Source organism: Nocardiopsis sp. CNR-923, assembly GCF_001942255.1.
Taxonomy (GTDB): domain Bacteria; phylum Actinomycetota; class Actinomycetes; order Streptosporangiales; family Streptosporangiaceae; genus Nocardiopsis.
Window position 1 is genome coordinate 1 of sequence record NZ_MKKC01000140.1, and the last position, 9,315, is coordinate 9,315.

8 protein-coding genes are annotated in these 9,315 nt (G+C 66.6%); 6 read left to right on the plus strand and 2 right to left on the minus strand.

Features of this window, described 5'->3' with window-relative positions:
• Positions 1–315 precede the first annotated feature (315 nt).
• A complete protein-coding gene (locus BJF83_RS24000; protein ID WP_075928104.1) occupies positions 316–873 on the minus strand; it encodes a GNAT family N-acetyltransferase in 558 nt (185 codons plus the stop codon).
• A 10-nt stretch (positions 874–883) separates the two neighbouring features.
• Positions 884–2,239: a hypothetical protein gene (locus tag BJF83_RS24005; protein ID WP_262391827.1), complete on the minus strand. Its 1,356-nt coding sequence runs from the start codon at positions 2,237–2,239 to the stop codon at positions 884–886.
• Positions 2,240–2,723: 484 nt separating this feature from the next.
• Between BJF83_RS24005 and BJF83_RS24010 the strand changes: the two genes are divergently transcribed.
• The 6 genes from BJF83_RS24010 to BJF83_RS24035 all read left to right on the plus strand — a co-directional run bounded on the left by BJF83_RS24010 (position 2,724) and on the right by BJF83_RS24035 (position 6,642).
• Positions 2,724–3,155 carry an ATP-binding protein gene (locus BJF83_RS24010; RefSeq protein ID WP_075928105.1) on the plus strand — a complete coding sequence of 144 codons (432 nt, stop codon included), beginning with the start codon at positions 2,724–2,726 and terminating at the stop codon, positions 3,153–3,155.
• A gap of 266 nt (positions 3,156–3,421) precedes the next feature.
• On the plus strand, positions 3,422–3,706 hold the full coding sequence (locus BJF83_RS24015) for a BldC family transcriptional regulator (RefSeq protein WP_075928106.1): 285 nt from the start codon (positions 3,422–3,424) through the stop codon (positions 3,704–3,706).
• Between the two features lie 146 nt (positions 3,707–3,852).
• Positions 3,853–4,596 (plus strand): hypothetical protein, encoded by a 744-nt coding sequence (locus BJF83_RS24020; RefSeq protein WP_075928107.1) that lies wholly within the window; start codon positions 3,853–3,855, stop codon positions 4,594–4,596.
• A gap of 455 nt (positions 4,597–5,051) precedes the next feature.
• A complete protein-coding gene (locus BJF83_RS27705) occupies positions 5,052–5,585 on the plus strand; it encodes a hypothetical protein (RefSeq protein WP_158070447.1) in 534 nt (177 codons plus the stop codon).
• 18 nt (positions 5,586–5,603) lie between these two features.
• Complete coding sequence (locus tag BJF83_RS24030; protein WP_075928108.1) at positions 5,604–6,233, plus strand: hypothetical protein; 630 nt, start codon at positions 5,604–5,606, stop codon at positions 6,231–6,233.
• 4 nt (positions 6,234–6,237) lie between these two features.
• A complete protein-coding gene (locus BJF83_RS24035) occupies positions 6,238–6,642 on the plus strand; it encodes a hypothetical protein (protein ID WP_075928109.1) in 405 nt (134 codons plus the stop codon).
• The last annotated feature ends 2,673 nt before the right edge of the window (positions 6,643–9,315 follow it).

Here is a 9,315-nt window from a genome sequence, read left to right on the forward strand (position 1 = left end):
CGCGACCCGCTTCGACAAGATCCCGGAGAGCTACGAGGCCGGGCTGCACCTATGCGGTGCGATGCTCTGGCTCCGCAGCATCGCACCGCGTCCATAATTTGAACTCCAGACAGGACCTAGCTGGCCAGCGTTCCATGGGCGGGGAATGCGGGGTAGATGCCGGTATGGCTTCCTGCTATCGGCTTGTGGGGTCTGGGACGCATGATCGACTGGTTGCCAGACCTTGAACTGTTTCGTGTCGGGTGTGGTGGAGGATCTGGCGTGTGCGGGGATCGCCTCCCGTCACTCGGTCCGGGGCAGGGACCCCGGTGTGGCCTACAGTGGGCGTCCAGGTGAGTCCGGAGCCCACTCGTCGTCCAGGATCGAGTGGACGATGGAGTCGCGCCAGGCGTCCCGGGTCCACAGGTGCCGACGGATCCGTCCTTCCTCCACCATTCCGGCCCTGAGCATGACACGCTCGGAGGCCCGGTTCTCCGGAGAACGCGCACCCCAGATCCGTTTGAGCCCCAGATCCTCGAAGCCGAACCGAAGCAGGAGCCCGACGAGCTCGTCGCCAAATCCCTGCCCCCACATGTCGGGTCGGAGGGCGAACCCGATCTGTGCGCTGTGGGGGCGCTCGTCCACCCCCAGGCGGGCGCTGCCGACCAAACGGTCCTGGTGCGCGACAGCGAGCATGTACACGCCCCGGTTCTCCTGCTCGGCGTCGGCGACCGCGGCCTTGATGATGGCGGTGCACTGCTCCTTCGTGCGGGGTGTGAACGACAGGTGCCGGACGGCTTCCGGGTCGCCGTAGACCCGGAGCAGGTCGTCGACGTCGGTGGGGCGTAGTTCGCGGAGGGTGAGCCTGTCACTGGAGAGTTCGACGGGGCGCATGCCTGGCAGGTTAGCGGCCTGAGGTCAGTGCTGAAGCGGGAGTGCGGCTGTAGGCCTCGATCTCTTGGCGCAGCCGGGAGACGGTCTTGCTGTTCGTGTAGTCCGTGCCGCGGAGAGCGTCGGGTACGCGCATGACGCTGTTCACCACGCCGGCGACCCGCTTCGAGGCGGGCAGGTCCAGGACCGGCCGGAGAGCTTCCGTGGCGCCTTCGATCTCGCCCAGGGATGCTCGGGCGTAGCCGAGGTCGGCACGGGCTCCGGCCTCGTCCTGGTAGGCCCAGTCATCGGATCCCTCAGCGGCTGCGACCTCGTAGAGCTGAACGGCTTCCTGCGCGACCTGCTGAGCCTGTTCCTCGCGTCCGGGGATCCAGATCTGCGTCTCAGCTCCGTAGTAGAGCTGGCGGCAGTGCGCGAAGCGCATGAGCCCGCCGAGTTCGTCCAGGTCGTCCGTGCCCAGCCGCTCGCGCAGAGCGGTGGCTTCCTGTAGGTCGTTGAGCGCTCGTTCCCCGTGGCCCAGTGACGCCCATGTCCGGGCGCTCTGGGACATGAGCCAGATGGCGGCCGTGCCGGTGTGCTCGGTCGCCAGGCCACGCGCCAGCTCGGCATACCGGGCGGCCTCTGTGGGCCATCCCGCCCAGTACGCCATCAGGCTCTGCTGGGTGCGTACCCGGATCCGCAGTCCGTCGTGGTCGGCGTTGTCGGCGCAGATGAACGCGGTTCGGGCCTGTTTCATCGCGGCGTACGGGTCACCGAGGTCATGGCTCGCCTTGGCGAGCATCATGCTCAGCAGGCCGCTGAGCAGGTACAGGTCCCTGGTTTGGTTGGGGCGCTGTCGTCCCTCCAACAACATGAACGCCACATCCTGTGCCTCGATCAGATCACCCAGGACCTCGTGGAGCGGGGAGCGGGGGTAGGCACTCGCGAGCCTGGACACCTCCTCGAAGAGTTCCTGGATGGTCTCCACACCCACGTTCGTCCCCTCCGCCATCGCTCCGAACCTCATCGCGCGTTTCGCGGCCATGTCGATCTGCCTTTCCGGAGGTAGTGATCTGATCTCACCGTTGATGGGGGAATGCGTCTGGTGAAGGTCGTTCTGGGGGATCTTGGGTGAGTCGAGCTGGCTTCCCACTCTTTTCAGAACGTTTCGCTCGTGTTCGCTGAGTTTGTCGAACCCCTCAGGGGTCAGCAGCCTTCGGGGAGAGGTGCCGTACAGCGTTGCCAAGGCGACGACTTGGGCTGCTTGCGGCGCCCGCCCACCCACTTCCGGCCAGAGTTCCAGACGACTGAGGCCCGCCTGGTCCAAGGGCAGGCCAGCGGCGGAATCGCGGTAGCGCTCGGTCGCCTCGGCCTGGCTCCACCCGTGCATGTGGCGATAGCCGCCAGGGGTGAGCATCCGGAACGGATGCGGATCTCGTCGGCGATCTCGTCGTTCGTACGGCCCTGCTCGCGCATCTGATCGCGCAGTTTTCGAAGCTGGGCTTTCGTCCACTTCATGCAGCTCTCCTCGGGCTCGCTATCCAGATTGCCCGAATCAGCGAAGGCCGCAACCAGATCATCGCCACAAGCGCATCCCACCCAGACATAAGAAGACATGCCCGACTGGCAAAACAGCAGTTCAGGGGTGGTGCCAGTGGCATAGAAACCATGTCCGCGCACCCAGTGACTTGTCATTGCCTTCAGGGTTCGATCGAAGGTGCAAGCACGGAGGGAACAGCCCCACGACTCAGACAATCGAGGCGCGCATGACGGCTGTAACGCGGGTGAACTTTATAGATGTAACGAAACGGAGCAAACGGGCAGGTGGTGAGACATCACCGATACTGCCGCGTCGCGTCCCCGGATACTCCTCGATGCCCCAGCTGGGGGAGGCCGGTCGGCGTCACGCCGCGAGGTTCGGGCACACCCCGTCGCAGGTCAGCGCGGCCCGCCGCTGGGTACGGACGGTCACCCGTCTCCCAGGAGAGGACGCCGACGTCCTTGAGTTGTTGCTCTCTGAGCTGGTGACCAATGCCTTGGAACATACGGCCTCAGGCCAGGGCGGCCACTTCACGGTCACGCTCGCCTACCTCGACAACAAGGGGATCCGTCTTGCCGTCACGGACGCTGGACCTCGGCACGGAGCGGCCCCCACCATTCCCCACGTGAACGAGGTTGACCCCGGTCTGGAACACGGACGCGGCCTCGCCTTGGTGGAGCGGCTCAGTCGGCGCTGGGGGTTCCTGGGCGTCCAGGGAGCACCGCTCACCGTCTGGGCCGTCATTTCCCGCACGGCGCCACGGTGAGGGGAAACAGGCGATGGGCTGGACCCGTGCTGATGACGAGGTGTACTACGCCATCGCGCGCCAGCTCCAACGGGCTCACAGACACCGCTGGATCGTGTTTTGGGGGCCCGGTAGTCGCGCCTACTGGGCCTTCTACCGAGGCGAGGAACACGTGCGCCCGCTGGCATCCGCCCGACCGGAGGAGCTGCATCGGACGGTGCTCGATATCCAGCGACGGCTCGGCCAAGGTCCGAACCATGTCCCATTCGAACAGTGATTGGAATCCCATGGCCGCACGTGACTCCTCGTCAGGAACCCGCCTCCTGCCAGAAACCAGGCAGACCTTGACCCCAGCCGCAGTCGCCGCGCTCTTCCGCGTAAGCCCCACGACGGTGACCCGGTGGGCGGACCAGGGCAAGGTCCCGGCCTTCCGAACCCCGGGCGGACACCGCCGCTTCCTTCGCCAAGACATCGGTTCCGCCAGGGCCGAGACCTCTGGCACCACTCGGTCTGGCAACAACGATGCGTGCCTGGGCACCTCCGCTCCCCCAGCCCTGGACAACGGCCCCTGAACCTCGGCTGTCGTCCGGTCACGGTGGCACGTCACAACGGAGCCTGAAGGGCGGTGCCTACAGGCAGCGTCTTCGCACCGCAGACCTGGCCGTCGTGCCACTTCACCACCCCTTCGTCAGAGAACCCCGAGAAAGGAACCCGCTCCATGTCCATCACGCTGGCCCCGATGACCCTGACCATCCCCGACCACCGTTTCGACCCTCGCTGGAACCGCATCACCGGGATGTCGGTCGAGGGCGACACGATCACCATCAACCCCCAGGAGTACTTCTTCCGGCTGGAGTCCGACACCTGGCGCGTGATCGACTGGGACCAGGTCGCCACCGAACTCCTCCCCGTCGAGGAGACCTGCGAGTCGGCCATCGAGCAGATCGCCTTGGAGTACATCGCCCAGAACGCACGCACCACCCACGACCCGGCCGAGGTCCTGACCATCGCCTGGCAGGTCTACAGCCACCTCTTCCGCGAGGACCACCTGGACTCGCTGGGCATCGACGGCGTCACCGCCGACCACCTGAGGATGCTCGCGGAGGTCTCCACCTTCACCGCGCTGAACAAGGTCGAGGACGACGGCCACATCAGCATCGTCGGCCCCACCTGGTTCTTCGCCGACACCGCACAGGTCATCTACGACCTGGACGAGCCCACCACCGAACTGCTGGACGAGGTCTTCCACGGCTCCTGGTTCAACGAGTACCGGCGCATCGAGGGCGTCAAGGCCCACGCCGCCCTTGGCGGACGCCTGGTGCACGGCTGCCAGTCCGCCCCCGACCGGCGCGGCGGAGTCGTGGCGCCCTACGGCACCGACATGCAGCGCTTCCGCAACGAGCTGGACACCTTCCGCGACACCTGGCTCACGACCGTCCGCTCCTACGGTGAGCACGCCTGACCACCCGCCCCACCGAAGGGGCCCTCCACCGCTCGGAGGAGGGCCCCGCCCCCGACACAAGGAGAGTCACACGTGCACCAGACCGACATCGACCGGATGCGCGATGACCTACTCAACGCAGCCGGAATGACCGGCAACCTCATCGAGACGCAAACGCTGCACAGCTGGGAACTCTCACATGTGGAGCGCTTGGCCCTGGCGGACGGGACCACCGTCATCTTCAAGTGCGCCACCGAACCCTTCACCCACGAACACGAGGCACTGACCGCAGCCTGGCAGGCGGGCGTCAGCGTCCCCCGCCTGGTCAAGTCCCTGCGTTCGGGAACCACCCTGGCGATGCTGATGGAGGACCTGGGCGAACCCGACCGCGAAGCCACCGACGACGACGGCGTCACAGCGGCGGTCCAGCTCCACTCCGCGGCGGTTCCGCCCCACCTTCCCCCCGCAGACGGAGCGTGGCTGGCCTCCCTCCCCCGAAGGGCGATGCGCACCCTGGACCTGCTCAACGCCCAGGGCCGCTGGTCCGACGCGACGACATCACCGAGGCACTGCGCGACATCGACCGCGCCGCCGCCCCACGAGCCGAAGGCGCGACGACGGCGCCCTACGGATGGGTGCACTCGGAGTTCCATCCCGAGAGCCTGCACATCCGCGACGACCGAGTCCACCTCTACGACCTCGCCCGCGCCTTCCGCGGCCCGGGACTGCTCGACCTCGCCTCCTGGCACGGCACCGTCCACGCGCCCGACCCCGACCGGACCCGAGCCTTCCTGGAGTCCTACGTCCAGGCGGGAGGCAGCGCCAGCGCACTCACTCGCCGAGGGGGACTCACACCGCAGGACTGGGCGCTGGGCTGGCACCGGGTGTGGGTCCTGGAGTGGTTCCTCGCCCAGGCCCTGGTCTGGATCGGTGACGTGACGGCCGACCCCGCCTACACGACCGTGGTACGCCGCCACACCCACGACGCGGCACGACTGCTCAACATCTGAGTCCTGGAGGGCGAACCCATGGCAGGCAACCCCCCGTATCTGCTGATCGACGTCGACGGAGTCCTCAACCCCTTCCCCGGACCGGGTGGTTCCGTACCACCGGAGTACCACCCCCACCGGGTCGACTTCCGGGGCCACCACGAGGTGCCGGTCTGGCTCAACCCACACCACGGAGCGACGGTCAATGCGCTGCACTCCATGGGCCTCGTTCGGCCGCGCTGGGCCACGAGTTGGGGAGCCGAAGCGAACCGCCTGATCGCACCGCACGTGGGCATGCCCCACCTCCCTCACATCGACCTGGGCGCGCTCGACATCTCGACCCCGCACCCGCGCGGCTACCTATGGAAACGCGACCCGGTAGCCGACTGGCTGGGCGATGCGCCCGTCGCCTGGATCGACGACGACTTCGCGCCGCCGGACTACGACTGGGCCGCGGAGCGGACCTTGCGCGGCGCCCCCACGTTGCTGATCCAGCCGGACCCCTACGTGGGTCTGCGACGCCATCACATCGCGGCCGTCCGGCTCTGGGCGATCTCCGTCACACGGGACCACGACACCTTCGGGAACCACCATGAGCGTCCCCTTGCAGACCCACAAGACCCAGTTGTTGCGCACGCCCAGCGGGGTCCGTGTTCCGATCGACCGTGACCTCGTGCCGCTGATCCTGCGCCTGTGGTCCCTCGGGATGAACACCAGGGCAAGCTGCCAGAACTTCGGCGAATCCCTCCAGGACTCGGGTCCGGGAATGCCTCCGGGGGATCCGCGCTGGAGCGCCTTCTACTCCGACCGCGTCTGGCTGAAGCTGCCGCCCGCCCCTGCCGAGCACCTGATCACCCTCCTCGGGGCAGACCGGGAGCTCAACATCGCTATGAACGAGTGGGGCAGAGCGGCATCCTGGCTTTGCATCCGCCCCGTCGTTCCGGACGTCTACGGCGGACCGGCCCGGAACCGGGACACACACCTGTTCTTCCCACGAGAACACCTCGACCACGTCGTCCAGGTGCTCGACAGATCGGAGTCGGTTCCCTTCCAGCCACAGACCGTGAGCAGTGCGTAAGCCGATCTCCGACGTAAGAAGACGCCCCTCTTCGCGATTGTCGTCAACGTCAAGGGCTTCGCCGGGTTCGCCGGGCGAAGCCCCCTCTCGCAAATCGGGATGTTTTCACCTATCGGCTTCCTCACGGCCCCAGCAGTCCCTCGTTTCCGACTCTGGGGACTTTTCTGAGCCGAAGGAGTTGAAGGTTCTCGCCCACCCAAGCGACCATCGACCAGCCCTGGCCAGGGTAGACACCCATTCCTCAGGAGTTGGGGTGTCTTGTGTCTATATGTGTGGGTTCGTGGGTGAGAAGCGCAGTTCCGGGGGCGTATGACTTCGGGCCATTGACACTCATCCTGACCCACACAAGGAGGAGGGCCAGCCCGGCTCCGGGCTGGCAAGAAGAGAATGAAGAGTTGCCCCAGGCCGGTGCGCGAACACCGACCCGGGGCGTGATTCCCACCTGGATGCATCAGGAGGAAACTGTGGAGAAGTCTAGCGGGCGACACCGTAAACGCCGCCAGGGATGGGGCGAACACGTGCGCTGGGTGCTCGGCGCGGTGCTTGCCGCCGTGTTCTGTGGCCCGGCAAGTCGAACCGTGCCGCCAACGCCAGAGTCCGAGCCTCGTCAGGCGCGTCCGGAGGGGCGTGCTCAGGTAGACCGGCAAGCCGTCTGTGAGAAGCCGGGGGACGAGAAGTCAGGAGCGGCTTCGCATACTCACATGGGGAGCGGTGCGCCGAGGGAAGCGGGTTTGGTGCCGCGTCAGCGGGACCCGTACACAGGGCGGCGTGGGTGGTGTGTGGACGACGACGGGGTGCGTGGGGTGCGCCCCTACCTTGCCCGAGCGGAGGAACGCTTCCTCCGCGACCACACCGAAGCACCTGCGGGGGTTGGTCACGGCGACCTCCTGGCCGTCGTTCAGCCAGCACCCGTGTCCGTTCCCGCTCTGGTTCCTGAGGGTGGCGGTGTGGGTGAGTTCGCCGAGTTGGCCCGTCTCGTCCGCGATTGGCAGGCCATGACCTCCTGATCGGTGGGAGCGTGCGCTTCGGGGTGGTGCCGACCATGCTCGTGGTCGGCACCACCCCGGGGGGTGTTCTGCGTTCTCGTCCTGGTGTCACAGGTCGGCCGTGTGCTATCGAAAGGGCTCAGGAAGAGGAGAATTCTGGAATGGTTTCGGGTGTGTATCGCGCCTGCCCCGGAGGGGCTGCTGAACCCCGAGTGAACACGATTTGAACCAGGGCCAACGGGTGGGCCGTCGTGCGGGCCGATGCCTGGGCCGCCCCTGTGGCCCACCCCTCCAACAACATCTTCGCAGGTCAGGGGTTGTTCAAGTGGGCCGACGCGTGTCCAGACTTATACCCAAGTGGGTAGTGGTCTTCACGTAGGCGGGCGGGGCCGCCCGCGACGAGCGCGAGGTGGCCCCGCCCGCACCTGTTCAAAGACTCGTTCTCCACCGTGTCTAGAAGAACGTCTCCTGGCTGTTTTCCGGACATCAGTAGAAACTGATGCTGATGGAAGCGGGTGGTTCTTCCGGGGTGGGCTGTGCGAAGGCGTGGTGGGGCCGCGCTGTCTGGGGGTGGGCGGGATCCAGCCGGTGGTCAGCGGCATCCGTTGACGGTCTCGGGCCGATGGTCCTCTGGTCTTGGTGGGAGGTGGTGTCGGGTTCGTTGCGGGGATTCTTCGAGGTGGGTTGGGCGGAGAAGAAACACGAGCATTGTGAGCGCTATGCTCATGTTTGAGTGTGTCCGGTAAGTGGGCCCATGACGCGGCCGGTAAGTACGCCGGTAAGTGGCCCTGTGCCTGTTCCGGTAAGCGGGCCGCTTGGATCGGCCGACCCACAGGCGACTATCCGTGCAGGCCAGGGCCGGTCTGGGTGGGCCGTTGGCAACCCAGACTCATACCCGGTGGGTCGTCATCTTCGCGTAGGGGGCGGGGCGCCGCCGACGAGCGGGCGGGCACCCCGCCCCTGGTCTTGCTCGTATGGGTCCGTTTTCCCCTTCGAATCCTTCCTCCTGTTTAATCCCTTCGTGTTCTCTTCTCTTATTCCAAGGGTCTGTACTGAAGTGTCCGTTTCGTGGCGCACGGTGGGGTGGGTGGAGGGGAGGTCCCTGGGCCCGTGGGGTAGGTGGCTGCCGGTGTTGAGCGTTGTGAGTGGGCGCTGCACGGCTGGCGGGTTGTCGAGGCCGAGCGGGCCTGGCTTCTCGTGGTGCGGTCCAGCGAGATCGGTGGCCGGGTGTCGCGTGCGCTGCCTGGGTGCTGTCGTCAGGGCCGTGGAGGGGAAGCACGGTGAGGTGGGGGAGGGGGCCGGTGGGGAGAGATCGCCCTGTTCGTTTCCGTTGTCGCTCCGTGGGGGTGGCTGGTGGGGGTGAGGGTCCTGGGGCCCCGGTTGCCCCCGATGTCGGGGCTGTGTGGGGCCGTGTCGCCCCACAGTCGATGGTGGGGCCGTGGACCCCTTCCGGGGTGTGCGGGGCGGACGGGGGCGTCTGTGGCCCTGGCCAGGGATGAGGCGTATCGCCTGAATCGGATGGGCGGTGGTGGGGTGTGCTGGACCGGGAAGCACACTAGACGAGTCTTTCCAAAAGCCTGCGCGCACGAGAGAGGGTGTCCATGATCTGGTGTGAGCCAAGACATAGACACCCTCGTGACAGCACTCTACGTCAAGATCGACGACGACCGCGCTGGTTTGGCCCGGC

Coding starts and splice junctions, on each gene's coding strand:
- BJF83_RS24000 (WP_075928104.1), bottom strand. CDS start 873: ATGCGCCCCGTCGAACTCTCCAGTGACAGGCTCACCCTCCGCGAACTA.
- BJF83_RS24005 (WP_262391827.1), bottom strand. CDS start 2,239: ATGCACGGGTGGAGCCAGGCCGAGGCGACCGAGCGCTACCGCGATTCC.
- BJF83_RS24010 (WP_075928105.1), top strand. CDS start 2,724: ATGCCCCAGCTGGGGGAGGCCGGTCGGCGTCACGCCGCGAGGTTCGGG.
- BJF83_RS24015 (WP_075928106.1), top strand. CDS start 3,422: ATGGCCGCACGTGACTCCTCGTCAGGAACCCGCCTCCTGCCAGAAACC.
- BJF83_RS24020 (WP_075928107.1), top strand. CDS start 3,853: ATGTCCATCACGCTGGCCCCGATGACCCTGACCATCCCCGACCACCGT.
- BJF83_RS24030 (WP_075928108.1), top strand. CDS start 5,604: ATGGCAGGCAACCCCCCGTATCTGCTGATCGACGTCGACGGAGTCCTC.